We start from the raw sequence: 22,360 nt of genomic DNA on the forward strand, positions 1-22,360 counted from the left end.
TGTCCGTTTCGGCCGAACGCGCCCTCGACTTGAGCGGTGCCGAACGATGCTGTTCCGGTGGGCCGTTGCTGCCCTTGAGGCTGATGACCGGTCTTGCCGCGCCGGCCGCGTGGCGAGTGGTCAGGGGCGCTGTGCCAGTGCGGTGAGCAGCGTGGGCAGGGTGGCGCACGGGTCGGTGTCGTCGTCGCGGGTGAGCACGACGATGCCGGTGTCCTGGTCGGGGAGCCGGACCAGGAGCGAGCGGTGGCCGGGGTTGTCGCCGTGGTGGAAGTGTGCCCGGTGTCCGGCCAGGGTGCCCAGGAACACTCCGTAGCCGTATCCGGTGGCGAGGAGAGGCGTCGAGTACTGGGTGCGGGGGACGGCGTGTGGGGTGTACATGCTGCGGAGGGAGCCGGGGTTGAGGAGTTCGCCCCGTTCCAGCACGCGGGCCCAGCGGGCGAGGTCGCGGGCGGTGGACCAGAGGTCGCCGGTGCCGGGCAGGAGGGAGAGGTCCGTCGTGCCGTTCTCCGCGCGTGTCCGTTGGCTTGAGGTGCCGGTGTGGTTCAGGTGCAGGGGGAGGAGGATCCGCTCGCGGAGGATGTCGGTGTACGGACGTGCGCCGGCCTGCTCGATCATGCGGGCGGCCAGGACGTATCCGGGGCTGCTGTAGTGCCACCGGTCCCCCGGGGCACCCAGCAAGGGCAGCCGCATGATCCGGGCAAGGGTGTCCGCACGCGAGGGGGGCGTGTGCGGCCCGGGTTCGGGAACCGCGTCCCAGTGGGGCAGTCCGGACGTATGCGTCAGCAGGTGGTGAAGAGTGACGGCGGCCCATGCGGGCGGGCAGCCGGGAAGCCCGTCGGCCGGCCGGTCCGTCAGGGACAGGACGCCGTCCTCGGCGAGGAGAAGCGCGGTGGCAGCCACGAACTGCTTGCTGAGGGAAGCGATCTGGAACCGTGTCTCCGGTCGGCACGGAGCCCCCGTCGCGGGCTCCGTGCCGGTATACGCCTCGTGGGCCACAACGCCGTCACGGGTCATCAGGACAGCTTCGGTCGGCCTCATGAGGACAGCCAATCATGCGGGCGCTGCTGTCCGGCGGCACTTCCCATCGATCACCGGTCGCCGCGGACAGGACCGCACCCGCCTGCCACCACGACGTGGGTGCATAGCGAAGGGCGGTCTTGTCTGAGTCGGGCGACTCCGTCAAAGTTGGGGCTTGTTTGTTCCGAGGAACGGGGGCGGTACGAAGTCGTCGTCACGCCCCGTCGTTGCGATGTTAATGGCACGATCCGCTCCGGCCACCGGCCGGACTGCTCTTCCCGGAAGGACAACTGTGGAACTGCCGCGCCCCGAGTTGACGATCAATTCTTCTGAGCGTCTTGAATCCGTGGTGGCCAAAGTAGTCCAGGAGTGCCAGAACGGGCTGCCGGAACGAATCATCCATCTGTCGAGCGACGTGGGTTGGCCGGCCCTGCGCAAGCGTCTGGACACGTATGCGCGCCGGATCGAGGCGTCCGTCGAGGAATGGGAGAGCGGCCTGCGGATGCGGCTTCCGCGAGCGGCCGTGACGATCGAGGAGCGGGCATCGTCCATCGTGGTCCATGGCCACCGCGCCGGACCTGGCGTTGCGCGCGGTGGCCCGTTGTTACCGGCGCCGGAGCAGGCTGCGGAGGTCTGGCAGCTCGCCGAGTACCTCACGGGTCTGCCGGCCGGCATCGGCCCCTTGCTCACCGGTGACGAGGAACGGCTCAGGGCCGCGCTGAAGCACGAGAGCTGGCTGGTGGCCACGCTCGCGTGTGATGTGCTGAACCGGTCCGGGGTCCCGGCGGTACCGCGATTCGTGCGTGACCACGATCCCCACCAAAACGTCGGAACGGGGGACGCCTCCCACGGTGACGGTACGTTCACCGAGGTGTGGGAGGCCCGCATCAGCGTCGACGAGTACGCGCTCTTCGAAGCGGTACACCCGGGCTATGCGGTGCAGATGGTGGAGTTGGGCCGCATGGTGCGGTCCCATTGCCGTGCACTGCCGGGCGCGGTGCTCGATGTGGGAAGCGGGCCCGGTCTGCCGACGGTGATGCTGGCCGAGATGTTCCCGGACGCGCGGATCGACGCGGTGGAGCCCAGTCCGGCGGCCATCCCTCATCTGGTGAAGAACACTTCGGGCCGTGCGGTGTCCGTGCACAGGACAGGGATCACCGACTTCGCCGGCCCCCGCGACTACCCGGTGACGGTCTCGGTCGGCGCCTCCCACCACATGGACACACGTATGTTCCTGCGTGGTCTGAAGCGGCACACGGCGCCCGGGGGGCTGATTGTCGTCGCGGACGAGATGGTCGCTCCGTATGCGTCGGAATCCGAACGGTCGCGGGCCGTCATCGACCACCATTTCGTCTATATGGACCAGGCGCTCGCACATGTCCCGGACGCCCATCTCCCGCCCGTCGAGCAGCGCCGCATCCGGGCCCTGCGCGACACGGACCGGCGGGTACCGGAGCGTTTGGCGGACCTTCTCGAAGAAGTGCGCCAGGACCGGTGGTTCCATGTCGGGGATGACAGCCCGTGGCAGCGCGTGCGTTTCTGCGTTCTGGAACTCGAAGCCCTGGTGGCGGGAGTCGACTACGACGTGGAGCGCAAAACATGGGTGGAGAATTTCATGACCCTGGCTCAGGACGAGGGGCTGGAGCCCGTCGAACACCGCCGTGTCCACGCCACGGTGGGAGGCCGTGACCTCGATGCGGGTACCCATGTTGTTGCTTTACGTAATCCCCACCTGTCGCCCGTAGCTTCGAGGACGTTGTGACTGAACCGCATCGACGCCCCACGGCCCGTATCCACATCGAGAGCCGTGAGTGCAGCCCACAACTGCTGGAGCGGCTGACCGGCGCGACGTACTTTCCCGAACGGCTGCTGGGACCCGCGCTCATCAACACGGTGTGCCGTCGTGGCGGTCACCTGCTGTACGTGACAGCCCCGGGCCTGATCGACGCCGATCAGCAGGTGGACTACTACCTGGGCCTCTTGTCGGACGACGCTCACGAGGCCGGTACGGGCGAACTGCGGCAAAAACGCGACCTGGTCCGCATCGTGCCCCTTGACGATGCCTCCACCCGCTGGCTGAGCAGCAAGGTTCTCGATACCACCAGCACGCGGGCAGCCTCTGTACGGGAGGTGCTACGGGAGTTCGCGGACACCCACCGGCGCACCGGCACAGATGTGCGGCTGAGCTATTTCGAGCCGTCCCAGTCGCTGGAACAACTGGCCCGCGACCTGGAGGTGCCTGGCACTCAGCCTTCCGCTTCCCACATCCCGCTGGGAACCAAGCACGCCGGCCGACAGATCTTTGCCGCCGCCGGCATTCCGGTACCCGCGGGCAGCGGTGTGTGCCATGACACCGCGGAACTCGCCGCCGAAGTGACCGAACTGGTCAGGGCCGGGAAACGCACACTGGTGTTGAAGCTCAACAGCACCGCGTACGGCGGGGGCCTGGGCAATGCGCTGCTCGCACTGGATGACGGGATCGCCTCGGCACCCGATGACAGCATCGAGCAGCAGATCTGCCGGGCGCTGCCTCAGTCGTCCCTGATGGACCCCAAGATCACCTGGGACGACTACGTCACCCTGATGAAGGAATCCGGGGTGATCGCCGAAGAGATGATCACGGATGTCCCGCTGCCCAGCCCGAGCTTCCAGGGGCGTCTGACCGACAGTGGCACCGTGGAAGCCGTGTCCACTCACGACCAGGTCCTCGGTGCCAACGGACAGAGCTACCACGGCTGCACCTTCCCGGCCCACGCCGATTACCGGCAGTCGATCATCGAGTACGGGCTGCGGGTGGGCGAGGTACTGGTGGAGCGCGGCGTCAACGGCGGAGACTACGGAGTGGACTTCCTCGCCGTGCGATCAGGGTCCGGGTGGCGCCTGCTGGGCTGCGAGATCAATCTCCGTGCCACAGCGACCAAACACCCCTTCACCATGGCCGTGGGCCTTCTCGGCGCGGAGCCGACGGCGGACGGGCGTCTCTTCGTGGACAACACCGAGTACGTCTATGAGGCATCGGACGCCATCATGGACCAACGCTACGAGGGGCTGCGCCCGGCCCAGCTCATCGAGGCCGTCACCGGTTCCCCGATCGGCTTCGACCCGGTACAGAAGACCGGCGTGGTACTGCACATGATGAGCCCCGTCACGGAGTACGGGAAGTTCGGCGCCCTCTGCATCGGCCGAACCCGCGCTCAAGCGACAGCACTCATGCGACAACTGCACGACCTCGTACAGCAGTTGGCTCCGTCGCGGTAGCCGCCGGGGGCTCGTCGCGCGTCCACACCGCGAGGTGCGGTGTGGTGCGGCGGCGACGGTCCGGACATGTCCTATCCGCGGTCGCGGAGGTAGACCTCCAGTGCGGCGGCCCCGGTCAGCATCGCGCGCCCGCGGGCGGACAGTCGGCCGCGCCAGTCGCGCAGGGCGGCCTCCAGCGGCTCCAGCCCGCCGGCCGCCCGCACCCGGGAGAGCAGTGGGGCGATCTGCTCCAGCGGATGGCCGCCCCGTCTGAGCTGATGGGCCAGCCGGGCATCCCGCACGTCGGCGTCGCCGTAGACGCGGTATCCGGTGCGCGGGTCGCGGTGCGGGAGCACCAGCCCGGCGCGCTCCCATGTGCGCAGAGTCGCGGGCCGGATTCCGAGCTTGGCCGCCAGTGGCCCGATGAACGTGCCGCCGGGCCCTGACACCGCGGCCGGTCCGGACACCGCGTCAGGCCTCGCGTCAGGCCTCGCGTCGGCCCCCGAGGCCTCCATGGGCTCAAGGCCGCGGAGGGCGCTCTCCACGGCCTGGAGTGTGCGCCGGTCCTCAAGGAGTTGAGCGTGGCTCTCGTCGATGAGGCGGAATGCCTCATCGGCCACTCCCTCGTTCACTGCGCGCATGATCGACGCCGACCTCTGGTGGCCGTGGCCTGGCACCAGGGCGAGGAACGCGTCCAAGGCCCGCGCGTGCAGCGGGGTATAGGTGCGGTAGCCGTGGGATGTGCGCCCGGCGGCCGGAAGGATGCCGGCCTCCTCGTAGTTCCGGACGGCCTGTGTGGACAGGCCGTGTCCACGCGCCAGGTCGATCGGCCGGAGCCGCTCACCGTTTTGAAGGTTTCGACCCATGATCCTGCCGATATCGCGAGAAAGTCTCCATCGAAGGTTCAACGATACCGTTGAAGGCATGGCTACTGACATCAAGGACACCGTCCATGCGGTCGAGGCTGCCGCCGTCATGAGGCTGCTCCCGAACCGGCCCCGGCTGCTCGCCCTGGGCGAGCCCACCCACGGCGAGGACACTCTGCTCGACCTGCGCAACAAGCTTTTCCGGCAGCTTGTCGAGCAGGAGGGCTACGGGACGATCGCGATCGAGAGCGACTGCATGATGGGCCTGGCCGTGGACGACTACGTCACCTCGGGCACGGGCACCCTCGACGAGGTCATGGAGCACGGATTCAGCCACGGCTGGGGCGCCTCCGCGGCCAACCGCGAGCTCGTGCGCTGGATGCGCGCCCACAACGACGGCCGGCCCGTGTCCGAGCGGATCCGCTTCGCCGGTTTCGACGGCCCGCTGGAGATCGCCGGCGCCGCGAGCCCCCGGCAGGCCCTCGTCGCACTCCACGGTTACCTCGCGGCCCACGTGGACGAGGGCCTGCTCCCCTCCACCGCGGAGACGCTCGACCGGCTGCTCGGCACCGACGACCGGTGGACCGATCCCGCCGCGATGAGGGACCCGTCCCGGTCCGTGGGGCAGTCGGCCGAGGCGAGTCGGCTGCGGCTGCTCGCCGACGATCTGGTGGCGCTGCTCGACACACAGACCCCGCACCTGATCGCCGCGAGCCCGCACGACGACTGGGACCGGGCGCGCCTGTACGGGCGCACCGCCACCGGCCTGCTGCGCTACCACTACTGGATGGCCGACACCTCACCGGCCCGCATGACCCGGCTGGTGGGCCTGCGGGACCAGATGATGGCCCACAACATCCTCGCCGTCGCCGAACGGGGCCCGGCACTCGTCCACGCCCACAACGGCCATCTCCAGCGGGAGAAGAGCACGATGACAGTGGGCGGGACGCCGGTGGAGTGGTGGAGCGCCGGCTCGCTGGTGAGCGCGCGGCTCGGCGCGGAGTACGCGTTCGTGGCCACGGCCCTCGGCACGATCCGGCACCAGGGAGTGGACACGCCGCCGCCGGACACCGTCGAAGGACTCCTGTACGCGCTCCCTGAGGACCGCTACCTCGTCGACGCCCCCCGGCTGGCCACCACCCTCGGCGACACGCCGCCCGCGCCCCGTATATCCCCCTGGTTCGGCTACGCCCCGCTCGACCCGGCCCAGTTGGCGGACAGCGCCGGGATCGTGTTCGTCAAGGACGTCCCCCACAGACCGTAGGACGAGTCCGGCGGATGGCTGCCCCACGGCAGATGAGTTCGGGGCAGTCATCCGGTCATCCGCAGGACGTGACCGGGGGCAGGCGGTCAGGTCATCGCGAACTGGGAAACGTACGCGTCGAAAGGCTCGATGCCGGCTTCCGCGCGGAGTTCGTCCACGCGCTCGGGCTCTTCACAGGGCCACGGAATCGGTGCCCCGTCCTTCACTCCGGCGATCTGGGTGCCGTAGACCTGCTTGCGGCCCTCATTGACCCTCGTGCGGTCGCGCAGAAAGGCCAGCTCGCGCGGGCCGGCCAAGCCTGCCGACACCGCCTGATCCATCAACTGGAGAGCGCGCGCGCCGCTGGATGTCGAGTTGCCGGTCGGCGTGCTGGGCGATCAGCCACGCCGCGCCGGCGGATCCCTCGCCGACCATCTCCGCCGTCGGCCAGCCGTACTCGTCCATGATCGCGCCGAGTCTGTCACCATGCCGCGCGGTCAGCCGGCGCCACGCCAACTGCTCTGCCGGATCATCGCTGTTCGCGCCGACCGAGGACTGCTGATCGGCCGCAGCCATGTCCGTAAGTTCCACCGCCAGTGCGGCAACGTCGTGCATCACTGTCAACTCCATGGTGACTCAAGGGCGTTGTGCTCGTCGACCGCAACCCTAAAGGCGCACATAACAGGTATAAAGATCATTCCGGGGAACGGTGACAGGTGCCTCCCCGCACCTGGATACTGGATGTATGCCCGGAGCCGGCGCCGAATCGCCTCGCCGGTGACGGCGCCGTGGAAGACGTAGGCACGCCGGTCGAATCCCGTGGCCAGGCCCGGGAGTTCCCTGAGGGCGTGAATCATCCGCTCCGCTCGTTGCCGCGTTCTTCGGATCGCCCTGTCGAAGCCAGTGGGCCGCCCGCCATGGGCTCACGCTGCGCTCGCGGTCGGCACACCGTCCCGTCACAGGGGCGGAACTGGGACAAGGTCGCGGCACAACACGCTGACCAGCATGGACACGAAGCACGACGTCTGGGACATCTGCGGGGCGTCCCGGACACACGATCCCTGTTCCGCCCCGCCTCCTCCTGTCCCAGCATCGATCGGGCGAGAGCAAATTGCTTCGACTTGAAGGGGAATCATGCGTACTCGACTCGTGCTTGCCAGTGCGGCGATGGGAGCCGCCCTGCTGACCGGCGGTACCCTCGCCACCGCCCAGGCGGCCCCCGTGCCCTCCGACACCGGCACGACGGCCACCGCGCCGGGCACCCGCACATGGATCTACGTCGGCACCTACAGCACCGAGCGCCGGTGCTACGACGACGGGGTGAACTCGGCCTACGCCGAGTAGGAGTGCCGGAAGGCCAGCAGCGGCAAGTGGCACCTCTGGGTGAACGACGCCTCGTAGTCCCGTGCCGGTCCGCCGACGGATGACCCTGACCAGTACGGAAACCGAACCACCCCTGGAACAGCCGGGTCAGCCTCGAAGGCAACCCGCCCGCGGGTGAGAGCCGCCGGACAGACCGCCGCTTCGTGAGACGTGGCGGTCTTGTCGTCTCCGGCGGCGAGGCCGCGGAAGTACCCGGCCCGGCGGGCGCTCCCGCTCTCGACCCACCGTCGACGGACCACTCCCCGGACAGCACGGTCGGGGCGGCACATGTCTGCCGACCACGTGAGCACGTTCAGCACGAACAACCATCGATCCGGTTGGCGCCGCCTTCTCGCTGTGGCAGCCGCACCACTTCACCGGATGGACACTCCCGCCCCACCTGGCGGGTGCTCCCCATCGCATGGTCCTGGCCTGCGATCAGCCCGACAAAGCCCGGCACTTCTACGAGATGACGGCTGGCACCCCTCTGATCTGCGCCGATTTCATCACCACACTCGGACCCGGTGCATCCACTCCGCAGGGGGAACTCGCGGTCGATGTCGGTGATCTGGACAGCGTCGTCGCCCGCGCACGCGACCACGGCCAGGACCCGGTCACCTGGTCCGAAGAGACCGGGCGTCGTGGTGTGCGGTTGAGTAGCCCGGAGGGACTGACATTCCAGGTTCACCGCTCGGAGCGGTGACTCGGTCATCGACCACGCGGTGCCGTCGGGGACGAACCACCGCCCTCGGCTCAGAGCATCCAGAGCTCCCGCACCGCCCACCCCCGGGTCGGTCGACAACGCGGTCCGGCTGGGTTCACTTGCTGGAGATGCTCCACGTACCGTCGTCGGCCGCGGAGGCGCTGTTGAGGGCGGTCCACGCGGCGTCGTCGAGTGTGAAGGCGTCGAGGAGGTAGGCGGAGATCGCGTCGGCGACGAGGGCGACGCGGTCAGGGGCCTCGTCGGTGGTTTCGGCGACCCTCTCGCCGGCGATGCCGCCGAGGGTGTGCTCGCCCTCGGCGATGGCGAGCAGACTCTTCGGGGACGGGCTGAGATGGTAGGCGTCCGTGAACCACTCCGGCCCCCGGGTGGAGAGCTGGGACTGGTCCTTGCCGCCCGCGATGACCAGGACCGGGGTGGTCATGGTGGAGTACTCCGGCCTGATGACGCTCCGCGACCACTCCCCAAGATCTGTGCCAGAACCCGGGACTCACTCGTGATTAAAGCCAGGGAGGTTAGTTTCTCCCTTCGGGGTTCTGGTAGATGCTGGCGGCCATTGATCCCAATTGCTTGTTGGCCTTTAGCGCCAGGTCGATCGCGTCGCTGACGCTGTTGCTGGGGACCGGGACATTGTTCACATAGATAGCGAAGACGAGACGGTGACCATTTTTCGCGTCAACGTATCCTGCAAGCGCCTTGGTGGTGAGAGCCAGCTTGCCCTTGAAAGCGCCGACCAGGGTGCCGGTCTTCGCGCGAATGTGTCCTGCGGCAGGGTCGGTGTGCGCGATGACATCCGCGAGTGATCCATCGACACCCAGGCTCGGCATAGAGTCGTAGAAGGTGCTGAAGTCGCGACTGTGGGAAAGATGCCGCAGCAACTCCGTCTGTGCGGCTGGTGTGGCCTTGTCCCCGGTCAAGCCTTGGGCATCGACGAGAGTGAACGAATTCGGGTCAATACCTGCGCCGGCGAGAAAGTTCCGCTCGATCTGCATTCCGTCGGCATAGGTGTGCTTGCCGTGATGGACTGCCATCAGCGGTGGCAAGAGGTTGGCGCCGAGATTGTGGCTGACCTTATTGATCAACTTGGCGTATTCCCTGAAGGGCGGTGACGTGTACGTCGCCGAGACAGGCAAGGCCTTCACCTCCTCCGATGACGGAAGGTCGGAGCCGGGATTGGATCCGAGCGTCGGGGCGCTGACGGTGACACCATTCCGCTCAAGAGCCTCGATGAGTACAGTGCGGGCAAACGCTGCGGGGTCGGGTACTTGGAATGTCGCCACGAATGGTGCGGTGGCGTCAGCGGGCACCGAGCCTCGAACCCGGATGTGCCCGGGGGCGTTGCTTTCGGTCTTCACCGTCGGCTTCGTGCCGGCGGGCGTGGTTGTGACGTTTGCGTCGACGGTGAAGGCTGCCGTCTTGGGCCGCGAGTCGACCTTCGCCGGGTTGCCGGGCGTGCCGGGCGTGATGAGCAGGTCAATGAGGTTGTCGTTGACCAGCGTTGGCGTGACGGGCGTCCCACCGATCGACACCGGGTCCCAGAGCCGGTTGTCGATGATCACGTTGCCGTCCACTTGACGGATGCCGCTTGCCGCGACCTGACGAGCCAGGTCATTGATGCCTGCCAGCGGGTCTTCCCGGGTGATGGTTGCCATTCCCGGCACGGCGTTTGCGTCGTAGTGGTCGAAGTCGGGGACGTCCAGTTGTCCTGCTGCAGTCGTCCGTCCGCCGAGAGTCAGATCGCCGCTTCCCACCATGACTAGGTTGCCCGTGAGTCGTCCGGCCTCCGATATCGAACCGCTGTGCACGATTGGCGTACGGAAACGGTGGTCGCTGCCGAGGTCGTCGAGGGCTGCACCTACCGCGAAGGTCTTGGCTGTCGATCCAGTCATGAACTTGGATTCGGTGTTCTTCGACTGGAGGACTTTTCCTGTCTTCAGGTCGGCGACCTGCACGCCCCAGTCGCCTGTTGCCCACGGTGAGGCATCCATGAGCTTTTGCAGCTCGGCGCTCACACCTAGAGCGTTCGGGGACGCGGAATTCGAGTGATCCTTTGAGTCATTGGAGCACGCCGACATCGTGACGGCCGCAAGGGCCGATGCCACAGCTACTGCGGCTGCGCGGGTACGCAGCCGGCGTGAGCCGTATCCAGTAGCCTCCCGCCGTGTGGTTCCCGCCCTCGGATGGACTGCGGGCATGGGCTCCCTTCGGATGCGATTTCGCATGAGATCAGGGACTTTCATAAACATTGCGAGGATACCTTTTCATTTCTAGCGTTAAACGAGGGGGCGCCATAAATGCCAGCGGTCGCGCTTTCGGCGATCGAGATACGCCAGCCCATGGAGCACGATTTCAAGAACGTAATGCCGATCCGCGCCACCGATAAATTCCTTTTCTGTCTTGATGGGATAGCCAAGGAATGTTCGGGAACCAGCGGAAACCACGGGTGCGCGACTCACTGCACTGCCAGTGGCGGTGCTCGCCCCGCTGAACCGGGCAACCATCGGACTCGTCCAGTCTGGCCGAAGGGAATCGCCCGAACAATGCGGGCAGCGGGAGAGAGCATGGTAGGGAAAACCCCCGTTCCTCATATCCAACTAAGGCGCCTCCCTCTTGCCGATGACGATGTCTCCGTTACGGGTGTGAATCCTCACGGCATGGTCACTTGTGTCGTCTTTCATGACATCCACTGTGATGTCGCCCTTCTTGGCGGCCGTGTCGACTGCGTATGTCACCTCCGGCAGGCCGAGCCGAACGTCGCCGTCCTGGCTTCGCACATCGACGAGGTCAGGTGCGGAGACGAAGTTCAGCTCGTTGTCGCCGTTCCGTGAGGTGACAGTGACCGACCTTGCGGAGATCCTGTCGCCCTCGATGGTTCCGTCGCGGCCTTCCAGATCCAGATGGGGCCCGCTGAGGTCCGACAACCGCATGTCGCCGGCTTTGGCCGAGAAATCTGCGGTGAAGCCCGTGGCTTCAACAAGACCCTTGTCGTTCTCGGCAATGATCGCGACGTCGCGCGGTACCTTCACGGTGTACTTCGCACCGCAGTTGACGGAGAGACCCGTGCAATCCAGCGAGAGCGTGAGAACGCCCCCTTCGAGCTTCCATCCGGATTCTATTTCGCCGCCTACTTTCGTACCGCTGACCTGCCGCGTCACCCGAACGCCCTTGACATCGGCGGCTACGAGTTCCAGGTCGGCCGAGTCGGACTTCACGGTCAGGCTGTCCCCACTGAAATCAAACATTTTCGATTCCACGACTGTGTTCGCCGGGGCACCGTCCGGGCTGCATCCCGTTGCTGCGACAGCGAGGATCGCGACGCCCCCGAGGGCGAGCACAGTGTGAGGCTTCATGCCCATTGATTCATTCCTTCATAATTCTGGACATGCAGGTGACGCATGCCGTTCATGGTGGTGGTTGGTTCGAAGGACGCGATCGCGTCGGTGGCGAGTTCGTTCCGTGGAATCAGCAGGCAACCTGAATACCGGCCGGGCGATTCTGCCGTCGCGGCGGTACGGACGTCGCCCTGCTTCACGAGCGCAGAGCCCGGGCTGCGACCGTGCGCGACACACGGGCGGCTTGGAGGGCCAGAGCGAGGCAGGTGGTCACGAGCGTCACGCCGGCGAGCACGCCGAGAGTCGCCCAGGGGAGGCCGTCCAGAACCCGGACGACGCTGATCTCGGCGCCCACGGCGATAGTGGCACTCGTCACCGCGATGGCGATCGCGCCGAAGACGATCGCCGTCCCCGCGTAGATCACTCCCTCATAGATCGTTGATCGGGTGACCACACCTGGTCGCGCACCGGCGACCGTCACGATGGCGGAATCACGTGTGCGCTCCCGCCCGACCAGAGCGATCACAGCAAGGCCGCCGACCCAGGACACGACGAAGACCCAGCCCAGCACGACCAGGACATCGCCCAGCCCGGCGGTGCTTCCGGGCATGACGTTCCCCATGACCATGAAGAGTCCGACGAACGACAAGGAGAGGGCGAAGGGCAGCACCGTGGCGACGCTTCTCGCCGCGCGGGTGCGGCACGATTGCACGGCAAGGTGCCAGGCGACACCGCGCGAGGGCACGAGTGCGGTCCAGAACCTCATCAGAGGTGTGAGCACCCACGGCCCCATCAGCAGCAACAGGCAGATGAGAAAGAGGTCGCCGGCGAAAGCGAAGGCCGTCCGCTGTTCGATCCCGCCCTCGAGTTCGAGTCCCAGCCCGGGAATCCACATCCCGACCACACCGGCGAGGAGGAAGAGGGCGAGAACGCTGCGCGTGACGCCGGGCCGCGCCGGTGGATCGGAGAGGTCTCGGAACGCGCGCATCTCCGGTGTCTTGGCGGCACGGCGCGTGACTCCCCAGCCGCCGAGCAGACACGGAACCACCCCGGACAGCACGCTCGCCCCGACGTGCCAGAGGTGGAATCCGGCCGTGGCTCCGTGCAGGTCGAGTCCCGTGGTCGTCCATTGTGCGAGGGCGGTGCTCGCGACGAGAGGGGCCAGCGGTACTGCCAGCGCGCCGGCTGCAGCGCCGAGCACGACCAGTTCCGTACGCAGAATGAATCTGATGCGATTGCGAGGGATCCCGAGGATCGCCCACAGGGCATGATCGCGTCGCTGGGTCGTCAAGGTCAGACCGACGGTGGATGCGACGATGCCCACGGCGGCAAGCACGGTGAAGAAGACGATGTTGCCGCCGAGCGCGATCGACGCGGAGACCATCCGCGCGTCACCCGCCGCCCGCGCTGTCGAGACGGCGGTGAACATGGCGATGACCGAGCCCGCTGCGCATGCCGCACCGACCACTGCGCACAAGAACGTCCACAACCACATGGACGCCTGCATCCGAATGTCCGACAGGACAAGTCGCATCACGACGCCTGCTCCCCCGCTTCGTCCTCCGACTGCGCCGCGAGGACGGCATCGCTCACCGCGTGGGAGTCGCCACCAGGAATGACGGCGTGCACTTGCCCGGACCCCAGCACCACGACCTGGTCAGCACGTGCGGCCGCATGAGGGTCGTGTGTGACCATGAGGACCGTGGTTCCCTGCGCGGGAAGTGCCTGCAGCCAATCGAGCACGACGTGACCCGACTTGAGGTCGAGCGCGCCGGTCGGCTCGTCGGCGAAGACGATCCGCGGCTGATTCGCGACGACCCGGGCCACCGCGACGCGCTGGCGTTCACCTCCGGAGAGCCGGTCGGGGCGCCGCCGCGCGTGCTGGGCGATACCGAGCCTCGACATGGCGTCGCCGACCCTCGACCTGGGCACCCGATGGCCAGCGAGTCGCGCCGGCAGGGCGATGTTATCCTCGACCGTCAGCGAGCTGACGAGGTTGTACTCCTGGAAGATGAATCCGACGTTCTCACTGCGGAATGCGGCCTGCTTGCGAGGGGGGAGCGACAGGATATCCGTTCCCAGGACCTCGATGGAACCCGCGGTCGCTTGCTCCAGACCAGCAATGCAGAGCAGAAGCGTCGACTTGCCCGACCCGGAGGGGCCGACGATGGCGGTCAGCCGGCCTTCGGGAATGTCCAGGTCGATATCGTGCAGGACGCGCGCCGTCTCGCGTCGACGGCCCGGAACGGGGAAGTCCATATGAAGGCCGCGCGAACGGATGCACGGCACGGAAGCAGCAGCTGAGATAGGCATGCATCGAGCAAAGCAGGGCACGGCGGGAGCCACACGGGTGCCTGCACTGGTTAAAGGTAGACCTAGGTCTACCTTTTACGCGATCCACAGTATGTGACAATGGCGGGCATGGCGCAGATTCGTATTGCCCGGAGGGTGCTGACGGAATGCATCGCGGCAATGGCTTTTCCGATTCTGCTGCTATCCATTCTCGTTTCGCCGGTCTCGGCCCCGGTGGTGGCGGAGACGGACCGTTCGAGAGCCCGGTGGTGCGGCGTCGAGACGATGCCCCTGAAACCCTCTGACCACAGCTGGGCCCAGTGGGTAGCACTCCGGCTGCGTTCACGGTCAATGTGGCGCACCGACCTCCCGGTTTTCGTGACCGCCGTGCTCCTGTCCGCGCTGTCACTGCTGGTGGCCTTCTTCGGATTCATCGGCGCTGCCGCTCTGGTGTTCTCCCCCGTCTTCTGGCTCTTCGGCATCGCCGCGCAGGTCGGTCCATTCACCCCTGAATCCGTTAGGGAAACCCTCCTGGCGATGCCCGCAGGCATCGTTCTCGGCGCGGTCACCACGACCGTACTGACCGGCACATCATTTCTTCGCGACCTTCTCCTGCGCACCCTCTCCAGAAGCCGGGACCCGGATCTGCTCGCGAAACTGGAGGAGCTCCGGACCAGTCGGGCTTCGCTGACCGCGGCCTTCGAATTCGAGCGACAGCGCATCGAACGCGATCTGCACGACGGCGCCCAACAGGAACTCGTCGCCGTCGTCATGCGTCTCGGGATGCTGGAAGCCACGGCCACGACCGCAGCCGCCGACCAGGAACGAATCGTGCGGCTGGCACGGCAGGCCCAGGTTCACGCGGAGCGCGCACTCGAACGGCTGAGGGACACGGTGCGCGAAATCCATCCCCGTGAACTGAGCGACCTCGGTCTCATCGCCGCCGTCCGCGAGCTGGCCGCGCGATCGCCTTTGCGGGTCGAATTGAACAGCACCGGCGATGACGCCCAGCTTTCGTCACCGACTGCGACCGCCGTATACTTCACGGTGTCCGAAGCCCTGACGAACATCTCGAAACACGCAGGTGTGGGAAGCGCTCGGATCGACCTACGATGCGCCACGACCGACGTACACGTGCGTGTGCACGACGATGGTGTCGGCGGTGCGAGAATCTATGCGGGCTCCGGGCTCGCCGGACTGCGCGAGCGAATGCGAAGTGTCGGCGGGAATCTCGAAATTCTCAGCCCACCGGGTGGCGGGACGCTGGTTGTGGCGTCCGCTCCCAGCCAACCGCCATGGTGATAAATTGAAGCAGGACGTTCCCCGGGGAGGGGGGTCATGAGAATTGTTCTGGCAGATGACAGCGTGCTGATAAGGGCCGGCATCCGGGAAATTTTGACCTCCCACGCTCATGATGTCATCCGCGAATGCGAGGACGCCGACGAACTGGTTGCCGCAGTCGACGAGCTGGTGCATGCCGGAGCCGCCCCGAACATGGTGATCACGGATGTCCGCATGCCCCCCCAAAACACCGACGACGGACTGCGTGCCGCGATCGATCTGCGCTCCCGGCACCGGGACCTGCCGGTGTTGGTTCTCTCCGCCTACGTCACGGGCCCCTATGTGAGGGAGCTTCTGAACGGCCCGGGTGCCGACGGAGCCGTCGGGTACCTGCTCAAGGAGAAAGTGGGCAGAGTCGCCGACTTCCTGCGAGCTGTCGAGACGGTCTCCGCAGGTGGCGTCGTGATCGACCCCGAGGTTGTTCGCCACGTCACCCGCGCGAACTCGCCCCAGGGGCCGCTTGCCCGGCTCACCGCTCGTGAAAGGGAAGTGCTCGCCCACATGGCCGAAGGGCGCTCCAACGCAGAAATCGCGACGGAGCTGTTTCTTTCCGGCGCTGCCGTGAGTAAGCATGTGGCGAACGTTTTCGTGAAGCTCGGCATGCCTCCCGACGAGGACAACCGACGCGTCAAGGCCATTCTGGCCTGGTTCGAATACAACTGAGGACTGGCCCCCGGGCACCGTCCAGCAGCTCCCACAGCTCCGTGAGCCCCGCGCCGGTGCCGCAGGTCCTGCGACGGGACCCGGCCCACCCTCACCGCCTGCTGCGCGCGGGTGCGTACCCGGCCAGGTCCGACGCAGGGCACACGTACCCTCTCCGGCACACGTACCCTCTCCGGCACGGGTCCGAACGACGAGGGCCCGATGCCAGGTGCCGTCCCGCTGCCACCGGCGGGACACGCCGTAGACCTGGCCCCACGGCCCGTGCCCGGCAGACAACACCGGCTCCGGCGCCGCCCACTGCTCGTCAGCGAGATCTCCCCGCCCCATGAACCGAGATCCTTTACCGCTTCGGATCCGCTTTCGCCGCACGAACTAGAGGTAGGTGGCGGCCGTGACGCAGAAGCCGCCGAGGGCGACGGCCCAGACGTACGGAAGGGTGCGGAGCATCACTTGCTGCGGAGTGACCCCCGCGTACTGGGCGCTCCACACGGTCTGGGTGCTGGTGGGGTCGGCCACGCCGAAGACCTGGTTGTACGAGGTGGCGAGGCCGAGGACCGCCATGGCGGGGTAGATCCCGGCGGCGATGAGGACACCCGCGATGCCCGCGCCCAGACCGAAGACATTCAGCGGACCGCGGTAGAGGCAGAGCGGGACGAGCAGTGTGAAGACGAGGACGAACAGCACCGCGTTCTGGGGGCTGACTGCCTTGACCAGCGGTTCGAGCGCCTCGACGGCACCGGGCAGCTTCACCGCGGCGAGCAGGATGCCGATGGCGATGAAGAGGGCGATCGGCGGGGCGGCGACCTCGAAGCCGCCGTAGAGCGTGCGCAGCAGCCTCTTGTTCATCCCGCCGGGGCGGGTGGTGGTGACCAGTGCGTAGAGCACTCCGGCGAGCAGCGAGGGGATGATCGGCACGTCGAGGCCGAGGGCGAGGACCAGGGGGACGAGCGGGGTGATCAGGGCGTACCAGGGGGCGTCGCCGAGCTTCGCCCGCCGTGAGAGGGGCTTGGCCGTCGCGGACCTGAAGGCCCAGGCGTGTTCGACGCCCCGGCGGCGGGACTCCACAAGAACGAAGAGGACCGCGGCGACGAGTGCGAAGGGGAACAGCTTGATCATGAAGCCGCGGACGGTCGGGACCGGCAGTTCGAGGGCGGTGGAGAAGAACTGCCAGACCGGCAGCTCGAAGGGGATGCCGACGGCGATGCCCATGAGGATGGTGCCCGCCGCGGTGACCTTGGGGATGCCGACCGCGATCATCGCGGGGATGCCGATGATCCCGGCGAGCATCGCGGCGGGTGCGGAACCGGTGACGGTTCCGACGAGGGCGGAGACGCCGAGAACTCCGAGTGCGACCACGCTGGGGCGGTCGCCGCCGAATTCGATGATCTTCCTGACGAGGGTGCCGGCGATGCCGGTCTCGTCGAGGAGCTTGCCGAGCCAGGAGCCGAGCAGTACGGCGATCATGGTGGCGGCGAGGGTGGGCGCGCCCTCCTGGAGGACGGTTAGGAGCACACTTCCCTTCCCGGTGAGCGGGGCACCGGCGACCACGGCGATGGCGACGGCGAGCAGCACCAGGGCGAAGGCGGTGGGAAGTCTGCGGGTGAGCATCGCGGCGACACCGGCCGCCATGATGAGCAGGATGACGAGACCCATGGCGTCAGTTCTCTCTTCCGTGCGGTGCGGGGACGGTGCAGGCGTCCGCGAGGGCGGCCGTGAGCAGGAGGGGGCTGCGGCCTAGTCCGCAGACGGTCCGGGCGTGGGCGTGGGCGGCGATCTCCTCGGCGCCCACGACATGGCCGAGCAGCCGGCGCCGGCCCAGACGGAGGACGGTGTGGCCGAGCGCCTGCTTGAGGGCGGCCCGTGCCGGGCCGTGGTGGAGCTGTTCGTGGACGGCTTCGTGGGCGAGGGCGGCGGCGCGGAGGGAACCTGCGGGAAACCAGTGGCGCCATCCACGCGCCTCGACGATCTCCTCCGCTCGGGCGAAGGAGTCGGTGAAGAGCTCGACCGTCGGTACGGGCCGGGTGGTGTAACGGGCCAGCAGACCCAGGTCCAGCCCGCCGTCGGACTCCACGACGCGCGCACGGGGCCGTGCCGCGGGCAGTGCCGACCCGAACTCCTCGGCGGTACGGGCCCATTGGCGCAGCAGCGCCCGGTCGCGCCCTTCGTGGGTGGGGGTGTCGGCGAGCAGATCGACGGCCAGTTCGAGGTCGTCGGCCCCGTGCGGCGGGGTCTTCGGCCCACGGCCTGCCGCGGTGTTCATGCGCGTACCTCCACTACCGCGACCACCGGTTCGTCGGCGGCCCGCGCCTTGAGTTCGCCGCGGGCCAGCGCGAGCAGCGGTTCGGGGTCGAGTACGCCGGAGAGGTCGGCGATCCGGGAGCCGAGGAGCAGCCGTACGGCGGGGGCTCGGACACCGCCGTCCCCGTACGAGGTGGCGTCGCGCACCAGAGCGGCGAGCACCTCGGGCGCGCGGCCCACGGTGGTCGTCTCCACCCGGGCGTCCGCCACGTGGAGGCGGACCACACCGTCCGCGTCGATGACCCGGACCGGGCGGCGGGTGGCGCGGAGCCTGCGGCGTACCTCGGTCCCGTACACGGTGTGCGCCGAGGTGCCGGCCAGCACGTCGACATGGGCCGGGTCGGCCTTGAGGCTGGCGGCGGCGGTGCGCAGGCGTTCGTCGTCGTCGGCGCGGTGGGCCCGGTCCTGGGTGCGCAGTTCGGTCGCACCGGTGGCCACGGCCCGTACCGTGCTGGTCTGCGGGTCGACGGTCACCTCGACCTCGACGCCGTCGGGCGCGGCGCCCTGGGCGACGACGGCGGCCTCCGCTTCCGCGCGGACCGCGAGGATCTGTTCCTCCCCCGCGCCCGGGATGATCCGCTCGACCTGCTCGCGGACGAGGGCGAGGGCGACTCCGATCGGGCTGATGACCTCGCTGTGGCGGGCGATGCGGCCCTCCATGCCGCTGGTGTGGGCCAGATGCGGGGTGACGGAGGCCGCGCCTCCTCCCCCGCCGACGAGCACGGCGGTGTCCTTGTCGAGCCGGTAGTCCTTCACCATGGCGTCGACCACGGCCTTCACCCGGTCCGTGCCGGCGTCCAGGATCCTGGACGCCGCCGTCGGCACGTCGAGACCGAGGCGTTCGGCGAGCGGGGCGATCGCCGCGCGGGCAGCGGCCGGGTCGCAGCGGGCGAAGTCGCCTTCGGGGACCCGGCCGAGCGCGTTGGCGGCGCAGGTCATGGTCAGGGCGTAGCGGCCCCCCGCCGCCTCGATGACGACGTGGTCGGCCGGGTCGTCGTCCATCGGCCGGACGGTGGCGACGGTGGCATCGCGCAGGTCGTCGAGCGGGGCGAAGCAGGCGTAGGGCAGCCCGGCGATGTGTGCGCTGCGCGGTCCGACGCCGGTGATCCGCCCGCCGTCGATGCGCACCATGGAGCCGCCGCCGACGCCGACCGTCCGTACATCCAGGGCGTTGAGGTAGGTCGTGCGGCCGAGGATGACGGCGTGCCGGACGGCGACCTTGCCGCGTCGCACGACGCTGATGTCGGTGGATGTGCCACCGGTCTCCAGGAACAGCCCTTCGCTGATCCTCTCCTGCATGAGCGCGCCCGCGACACCGGCGGCGGGGCCGGACAGGACGGTCAGCAGGGGCCTGCGCCGCATCTCGTCCAGGGACATCACTCCACCGTCGCAGCGCATCACCATCAGGGGCGCGGTGACGCCCGCCTTGGTGATGGAGGCGTCGACGAGATCGGCGGTGGCCAGCATCCTCGGCAGGATGGCCGCGTTGATCACGGCGGTACGGGTCCGCTTGTGCAGCCCGTAGAGCGAGGTGATCTCGTGGGCGGCGGTCGCGGGCAGTCCGGCCGCGCATGCGGCGGCGGTGACCGCTTCCTCCCCCTCCGGACGGTCGACGCCAAACGGCTCACTGGCGACGAGAACCTGCGCTCCGTCCCGGGTGACGGCGTCGACGGCACGGCTGACGGCGGCGGCGTCCTCGGGGTCGTCCACATGGGTGTAGGTGAGCGGAAGGCGCTTGCCGGGGGTGAGTTCGAGCCTGCCGAGGGCGGCGAGTCGGCGGGTGAGGACGGCTCCGGCGCCGGAGCCTATGCCGACCAGGCCGACGGTCGCGACGTCGCCTTCGAGCAGGGCGTTGGTGGCCTGGGTCGTGCCGTGGGCGAGGAAGGCCACGTCCTCCGGATCCCGGCCGGTCTGTGCGAGCAGCCGGTCGAGAGCGGTGACGATCCCGTGGGCAACGCCGTCCTCGTGATGGTGGCTGGTGGGGACCTTCGCCTGTCCCAGCAGTTCGAGAGTCGTGGCGTCGACGGCCACGGCGTCGGTGAACGTCCCGCCGACATCGATGCCGACACGGATACGTTGGGTGGTCATGGTGGGAAAGCACCTCCTTGTGCTGCGGTGCGGGGCGTACGGGTGCGGGGTGCGCGAGGCGTACGGGGCGCGGGCTTCGGAGTGCGGGCGTACGGGGTGCGCGAGGTGTACGGAGCACGGGGGTATGCGATGCGGGATTGCGCGATGCGAGGGGGGCTGCCGACAGCGGGCGGTTGAGCGGCCCGGGGGCTCTAGTAGCCTTGGACGTCGGGCCAGTGGCGCTGGACCCCGGCGTGGTCGAGGACGCGGGCGAACTCGTCGAAGTGCTTGTCGTCCGCCTGGACCTGGTGCGGTTCGACGTCCTCGGCGAGGCAGTGGGCGGCCAGCGCTCCGGCGGCCTCTCCGACGTTCCACTCCACCGGATGCAGGCGGTAGCAGCCGTTGGTGATGTGGGTCGTGCCGATGTTCTTGCCGGCGGGGAGCAGATTGCGCACCCTGCGAGGTACGAGAGCGCCGAGCGGGATCTCGAAGGGCACGGACCCGATGTCGATGTAGTTGTCGCCGCCGGTGGAGGGGTGGAGGTCGATGCGATAGCCGCCGACGCCGACGGAGTCGCGGTACCGGGTGCCGCCGCGCGGGCCCACCAGGTCGATGGCGACATCGTGCTCGGTGACCGTGGTGACCGCCTTGATGCGGCGGGACTCGCGGATGTACGGGGCCTTGGCCAGCCCGTCGGCGGTGCCGGTGACATCGGGGCGGATACGCAGGCCGGGGAAGCCGGTGCCGCCGTCCTGCCGGGGGGCCTCGGTCTGCAGCCAGTACAACAGGGAGAGGGACAACTGCCGTGCCTCGCGCAGGGCCTGCTCCTCCTCGCCGATGTAGGGCTTGAGCCAGTAGTCGTTGAGGGGCCAGTTGACCAGGGTGATGTCGGAGTCGAACGATCCGGGCCGGTGCATCGTGCGGGCGAGGATGCGGCGGAAGCCCCAGAGTTCCTTGTCGCCCGCGTCGGCGCTCTGGTCGGCCGTGACGTCCAGGGGGTCCAGTGCGGGGTTGGGGACGAAGGTACGTGGTACAGGTTCGAGGGTGCGCGGGTCGGGGGCCTCGAAGCCGAGCAGCGGTCCGGGCCAGAAGTCGGGGCGGTAGGAGCGCCAGAAGGCGTAGTCCTCGGGCCGGTCGACGGTGTGGTCCTGGCCGGCGTGGTGGGAGAGCGCGAAGCAGACGGTGATGCCCTGCTGGTTGAGCGGCTGGGCCTCGGCGGGTGCGTGGGGCTCGTCGAACTCCCCCTGCGCTTCGGCTCCGTTGGCGTGCTCGACATCGGCGAGAGTCAGGAGTTCGCCGGTTTCGGTGGCGTCGACGACGTAGCGGGCGCTGAGGGTCCGGCGGCTTCCGTCCCGCAGCGACGCGAATGTCACCGTTCGGATGACATCGTTGTCGGACTCTGCGGCGACCGGCCGGTGTTCGGTCAGGAAGACCAGCCGCCCCGCGGCCCGGTGGGGAGCGAGCATGGACTCCAGGACAGCGAGGGCGACCCGGGGCTCGTGGCAGAGCTTGCTGACCCGTCCCGCGCCCGGGTTGAGCTCGGTCAGGGCGAGGGCCTCGGAGCGCAGCGGGTACCACTGCCGGTAGTACTGACGGATGCCCTCGCGCAGACCGCGGTACGAGGCCGTGGTGCCGAACTGTTCGACCCAGGGGTGCTCGTCCGGGGGCACGGCCTGCGAGGTCAGCTGGCCGCCGATCCAGTCGGTCTCCTCGGTGAGGACGACACTGCGTCCGGCCCGGCACGCGGCCAGCGCCGCCGCGACACCGCCGAGACCTCCACCGACGACGAGGATGTCGGGTTGCTGCACGTTCACTTCACTCCTTGTGTTGCGTGGTACTCGAAGCAGGACGCCTCGGTGCGGTACGAAGGGACGCCGGGCCGTGGATCACGGGTTCGGATACGGGACCCACGGCCTCGGGT

The 22,360-nt window shown here is 68.2% G+C and carries 18 protein-coding genes and 3 pseudogenes; 7 read left to right on the forward strand and 14 right to left on the reverse strand.

The window, feature by feature from the left end; all coding sequences use genetic code 11:
- Window positions 1-120: 120 nt before the first annotated feature.
- The gene (locus A6A29_RS12175) at window positions 121-1,038 is read right to left on the reverse strand and encodes a serine hydrolase domain-containing protein (RefSeq protein ID WP_073720057.1); all 918 of its coding nucleotides are present in this window, start codon (window positions 1,036-1,038) and stop codon (window positions 121-123) included.
- A gap of 271 nt (window positions 1,039-1,309) precedes the next feature.
- On the opposite strand from A6A29_RS12175, the gene A6A29_RS12180 reads away from it, so the two are divergent.
- Entirely contained in the window at window positions 1,310-2,779 is a 1,470-nt protein-coding gene (locus A6A29_RS12180; RefSeq protein ID WP_158074390.1) for a class I SAM-dependent methyltransferase, read from the forward strand.
- On the forward strand, window positions 2,776-4,275 hold the full coding sequence (locus tag A6A29_RS12185) for a peptide ligase PGM1-related protein (protein WP_073720059.1): 1,500 nt from the start codon (window positions 2,776-2,778) through the stop codon (window positions 4,273-4,275). Before A6A29_RS12180 ends, A6A29_RS12185 begins: the two co-directional genes overlap by 4 nt.
- 71 nt (window positions 4,276-4,346) lie before the next feature.
- Here A6A29_RS12185 and A6A29_RS12190 read toward each other — a convergent pair whose 3' ends face one another.
- Window positions 4,347-5,120 carry a TioE family transcriptional regulator gene (locus A6A29_RS12190; RefSeq protein ID WP_073720060.1) on the reverse strand — a complete coding sequence of 258 codons (774 nt, stop codon included), beginning with the start codon at window positions 5,118-5,120 and terminating at the stop codon, window positions 4,347-4,349.
- A gap of 58 nt (window positions 5,121-5,178) precedes the next feature.
- Here A6A29_RS12190 and A6A29_RS12195 point away from each other — a divergent pair, with 58 nt between their 5' ends.
- Window positions 5,179-6,384 (forward strand): erythromycin esterase family protein, encoded by a 1,206-nt coding sequence (locus A6A29_RS12195; RefSeq protein ID WP_073720061.1) that lies wholly within the window; start codon window positions 5,179-5,181, stop codon window positions 6,382-6,384.
- 86 nt (window positions 6,385-6,470) lie between these two features.
- Here A6A29_RS12195 and A6A29_RS12200 read toward each other — a convergent pair.
- Together A6A29_RS12200 and A6A29_RS48005 are read right to left on the reverse strand one after the other, a co-directional pair.
- A pseudogene (locus tag A6A29_RS12200) lies at window positions 6,471-6,978 on the reverse strand (DUF6624 domain-containing protein).
- 134 nt (window positions 6,979-7,112) lie between these two features.
- A pseudogene (locus A6A29_RS48005) lies at window positions 7,113-7,280 on the reverse strand (IS5/IS1182 family transposase); the annotation flags it as partial.
- 217 nt (window positions 7,281-7,497) lie between these two features.
- Here A6A29_RS48005 and A6A29_RS44740 point away from each other — a divergent pair.
- Together A6A29_RS44740 and A6A29_RS12210 are read left to right on the forward strand one after the other, a co-directional pair.
- Complete coding sequence (locus A6A29_RS44740) at window positions 7,498-7,707, forward strand: hypothetical protein (RefSeq protein WP_143196980.1); 210 nt, start codon at window positions 7,498-7,500, stop codon at window positions 7,705-7,707.
- A 439-nt stretch (window positions 7,708-8,146) separates the two neighbouring features.
- Window positions 8,147-8,428 (forward strand): hypothetical protein, encoded by a 282-nt coding sequence (locus A6A29_RS12210; RefSeq protein WP_073720063.1) that lies wholly within the window; start codon window positions 8,147-8,149, stop codon window positions 8,426-8,428.
- Between the two features lie 115 nt (window positions 8,429-8,543).
- Here the strand turns inward: A6A29_RS12210 and A6A29_RS12215 are convergent.
- From A6A29_RS12215 to A6A29_RS12235, 6 genes and pseudogenes are all read right to left on the reverse strand, one after another.
- Window positions 8,544-8,891, reverse strand: a pseudogene (locus A6A29_RS12215) (chlorophyllase); the annotation flags it as partial.
- A 70-nt stretch (window positions 8,892-8,961) separates the two neighbouring features.
- On the reverse strand, window positions 8,962-10,458 hold the full coding sequence (gene dacB / locus A6A29_RS12220) for a D-alanyl-D-alanine carboxypeptidase/D-alanyl-D-alanine endopeptidase (RefSeq protein WP_158074391.1): 1,497 nt from the start codon (window positions 10,456-10,458) through the stop codon (window positions 8,962-8,964).
- A 582-nt stretch (window positions 10,459-11,040) separates the two neighbouring features.
- Window positions 11,041-11,802, reverse strand: coding sequence for a DUF4097 family beta strand repeat-containing protein (locus A6A29_RS12225; protein ID WP_073720064.1), 762 nt, complete (start codon window positions 11,800-11,802; stop codon window positions 11,041-11,043).
- Window positions 11,793-11,978 carry a hypothetical protein gene (locus tag A6A29_RS44745; RefSeq protein WP_143196981.1) on the reverse strand — a complete coding sequence of 62 codons (186 nt, stop codon included), beginning with the start codon at window positions 11,976-11,978 and terminating at the stop codon, window positions 11,793-11,795. Before A6A29_RS44745 ends, A6A29_RS12225 begins: the two co-directional genes overlap by 10 nt.
- On the reverse strand, window positions 11,975-13,207 hold the full coding sequence (locus A6A29_RS12230; RefSeq protein WP_241838431.1) for an ABC transporter permease: 1,233 nt from the start codon (window positions 13,205-13,207) through the stop codon (window positions 11,975-11,977). Before A6A29_RS12230 ends, A6A29_RS44745 begins: the two co-directional genes overlap by 4 nt.
- A gap of 104 nt (window positions 13,208-13,311) precedes the next feature.
- Window positions 13,312-14,091 (reverse strand): ABC transporter ATP-binding protein, encoded by a 780-nt coding sequence (locus A6A29_RS12235; RefSeq protein ID WP_241838432.1) that lies wholly within the window; start codon window positions 14,089-14,091, stop codon window positions 13,312-13,314.
- A gap of 108 nt (window positions 14,092-14,199) precedes the next feature.
- On the opposite strand from A6A29_RS12235, the gene A6A29_RS12240 reads away from it, so the two are divergent.
- Together A6A29_RS12240 and A6A29_RS12245 are read left to right on the forward strand one after the other, a co-directional pair.
- A complete protein-coding gene (locus A6A29_RS12240) occupies window positions 14,200-15,372 on the forward strand; it encodes a sensor histidine kinase (protein WP_241838433.1) in 1,173 nt (390 codons plus the stop codon).
- 36 nt (window positions 15,373-15,408) lie between these two features.
- Complete coding sequence (locus A6A29_RS12245; RefSeq protein WP_073720068.1) at window positions 15,409-16,074, forward strand: response regulator transcription factor; 666 nt, start codon at window positions 15,409-15,411, stop codon at window positions 16,072-16,074.
- 372 nt (window positions 16,075-16,446) lie between these two features.
- On the opposite strand, the gene A6A29_RS12250 is transcribed toward A6A29_RS12245, so the two are convergent.
- From A6A29_RS12250 to A6A29_RS12265, 4 genes are all read right to left on the reverse strand, one after another.
- Entirely contained in the window at window positions 16,447-17,727 is a 1,281-nt protein-coding gene (locus A6A29_RS12250) for a TRAP transporter large permease subunit (RefSeq protein WP_073720069.1), read from the reverse strand.
- Between the two features lie 4 nt (window positions 17,728-17,731).
- Window positions 17,732-18,334, reverse strand: coding sequence for a hypothetical protein (locus A6A29_RS12255; RefSeq protein WP_073720070.1), 603 nt, complete (start codon window positions 18,332-18,334; stop codon window positions 17,732-17,734).
- Window positions 18,331-20,460, reverse strand: a complete 2,130-nt coding sequence (locus tag A6A29_RS12260; protein ID WP_073720071.1) for a hydantoinase/oxoprolinase family protein — start codon at window positions 20,458-20,460, stop codon at window positions 18,331-18,333. Before A6A29_RS12260 ends, A6A29_RS12255 begins: the two co-directional genes overlap by 4 nt.
- Before the next feature lie 191 nt (window positions 20,461-20,651).
- Window positions 20,652-22,253, reverse strand: a complete 1,602-nt coding sequence (locus A6A29_RS12265) for an FAD-dependent oxidoreductase (protein ID WP_385727230.1) — start codon at window positions 22,251-22,253, stop codon at window positions 20,652-20,654.
- Window positions 22,254-22,360 lie beyond the last annotated feature (107 nt).

Origin of the sequence: Streptomyces sp. TSRI0281 (assembly GCF_001905125.1) — a bacterium.
Lineage (GTDB): Bacteria > Actinomycetota > Actinomycetes > Streptomycetales > Streptomycetaceae > Streptomyces.

Bases quoted from the DNA above. Each gene is read 5' to 3' on its own strand.
- A6A29_RS12175 (WP_073720057.1), bottom strand. From the start codon at position 1,038: ATGAGGCCGACCGAAGCTGTCCTGATGACCCGTGACGGCGTTGTGGCC.
- A6A29_RS12190 (WP_073720060.1), bottom strand. From the start codon at position 5,120: ATGGGTCGAAACCTTCAAAACGGTGAGCGGCTCCGGCCGATCGACCTG.
- A6A29_RS12195 (WP_073720061.1), top strand. From the start codon at position 5,179: ATGGCTACTGACATCAAGGACACCGTCCATGCGGTCGAGGCTGCCGCC.
- A6A29_RS44740 (WP_143196980.1), top strand. From the start codon at position 7,498: ATGCGTACTCGACTCGTGCTTGCCAGTGCGGCGATGGGAGCCGCCCTG.
- A6A29_RS12210 (WP_073720063.1), top strand. From the start codon at position 8,147: ATGGTCCTGGCCTGCGATCAGCCCGACAAAGCCCGGCACTTCTACGAG.
- A6A29_RS12225 (WP_073720064.1), bottom strand. From the start codon at position 11,802: ATGGGCATGAAGCCTCACACTGTGCTCGCCCTCGGGGGCGTCGCGATC.
- A6A29_RS12230 (WP_241838431.1), bottom strand. From the start codon at position 13,207: ATGTTCACCGCCGTCTCGACAGCGCGGGCGGCGGGTGACGCGCGGATG.
- A6A29_RS12235 (WP_241838432.1), bottom strand. From the start codon at position 14,091: ATGCCTATCTCAGCTGCTGCTTCCGTGCCGTGCATCCGTTCGCGCGGC.
- A6A29_RS12240 (WP_241838433.1), top strand. From the start codon at position 14,200: ATGGCGCAGATTCGTATTGCCCGGAGGGTGCTGACGGAATGCATCGCG.
- A6A29_RS12245 (WP_073720068.1), top strand. From the start codon at position 15,409: ATGAGAATTGTTCTGGCAGATGACAGCGTGCTGATAAGGGCCGGCATC.
- A6A29_RS12250 (WP_073720069.1), bottom strand. From the start codon at position 17,727: ATGGGTCTCGTCATCCTGCTCATCATGGCGGCCGGTGTCGCCGCGATG.
- A6A29_RS12255 (WP_073720070.1), bottom strand. From the start codon at position 18,334: ATGAACACCGCGGCAGGCCGTGGGCCGAAGACCCCGCCGCACGGGGCC.
- A6A29_RS12260 (WP_073720071.1), bottom strand. From the start codon at position 20,460: ATGACCACCCAACGTATCCGTGTCGGCATCGATGTCGGCGGGACGTTC.